1 protein-coding gene is annotated in these 1,576 nt (G+C 59.5%); it reads left to right on the forward strand.

Going from position 1 to position 1,576, the window contains the following annotated elements:
• Positions 1-1,576, forward strand: a 1,576-nt coding sequence (locus tag ACIP1X_RS28910; protein WP_400755978.1) for a ribonucleoside-diphosphate reductase subunit alpha, incomplete at both ends; no start/stop codon positions are given.

Consider the following 1,576-nt stretch of genomic DNA (forward strand, 5'->3'; position numbering starts at 1 on the left):
CTGACCGAACAAGTCACCGCGACCTTCAAGCGTCGCATGCCTTCGGGCGGCACCATCCACATCGAAGAAATCCAGGACCAGGTTGAACTGGCCCTGATGCGTGCCGGCGAGCAGAAAGTGGCGCGCGACTACGTGATCTACCGTGACGGTCGTTCGAAAGAACGCGCTGCCCACGCCCCGACCGAAGAAGCGGTCAACGCTCACCCGTCGATCCGTATCACCCGCACTGACGGCAGCCTGGCGCCGCTGGACATGGGCCGCCTGAACACCATCGTCACCGAAGCGTGCGAAGGTCTGGAAGAAGTCGACGGCGACCTGATCCAGCGTGAAACCCTGAAAAACCTGTACGACGGCGTGGCCCTGACCGACGTCAACACCGCGCTGGTGATGACCGCGCGTACCCTGGTTGAGCGCGAGCCGAACTACTCGTTCGTGACCGCCCGCCTGCTGATGGACACCTTGCGTGCCGAAGGCCTGGGCTTCCTCGGTGTGGCCGAAAGCGCTACTCACCACGAGATGGTCGACCTGTACGCCAAGGCGCTGCCGGCTTACATCGCCAAAGGTATCGAGTTCGAACTGCTGAACCCTGTGCTGGCCACCTTCGACCTGGAAAAACTGGGCAAGGCGATCAACCACGAGCGCGATCAGCAATTCACCTACCTGGGCCTGCAAACCCTGTACGACCGTTACTTCATCCACAAGGACGGTATCCGCTTCGAACTGCCGCAGATCTTCTTCATGCGCGTGGCCATGGGCCTGGCGATCGAAGAGAAGCAGAAAGAAGACCGTGCGATCGAGTTCTACAACCTGCTGTCGTCCTTCGACTACATGTCGTCGACGCCGACCCTGTTCAACGCCGGTACCCTGCGTCCACAGCTGTCGAGCTGCTACCTGACCACCGTGCCGGATGACCTGTCGGGTATCTACCACGCGATCCACGACAACGCCATGTTGTCGAAATTCGCCGGTGGCCTGGGCAACGACTGGACGCCGGTGCGTGCACTGGGTTCGTACATCAAGGGCACCAACGGCAAATCGCAAGGCGTGGTTCCGTTCCTGAAAGTGGTGAACGACACCGCCGTCGCCGTTAACCAGGGTGGCAAGCGCAAAGGCGCTGTCTGCGCTTACCTGGAAACCTGGCACATGGACATCGAGGAGTTCATCGAACTCCGCAAGAACACCGGTGATGATCGTCGTCGTACCCACGACATGAACACTGCCAACTGGATCCCTGACCTGTTCATGAAGCGCGTCTTCGACGACGGCAAGTGGACCCTGTTCTCGCCATCCGAAGTACCGGATCTGCACGACCTGACCGGTAAAGCCTTCGAAGAGCGCTACGAGTATTACGAAGCCCTGACCGAATACCCAGGCAAGGTTCGTCTGTTCAAGACCATCCAGGCTAAAGACCTGTGGCGCAAAATGCTCTCCATGCTGTTTGAAACCGGCCACCCATGGCTGACCTTCAAAGACCCGTGCAACCTGCGCAGCCCGCAGCAGCACGTCGGCGTGGTTCACAGCTCGAACCTGTGCACCGAAATCACCTTGAACACCAACAAGGACGAAATCGCCGTTT

Origin of the sequence: Pseudomonas sp. NPDC088885 (assembly GCF_044750025.1) — a bacterium.
In the GTDB taxonomy this organism is placed as follows: Bacteria; Pseudomonadota; Gammaproteobacteria; order Pseudomonadales; family Pseudomonadaceae; genus Aquipseudomonas; species Aquipseudomonas rustica.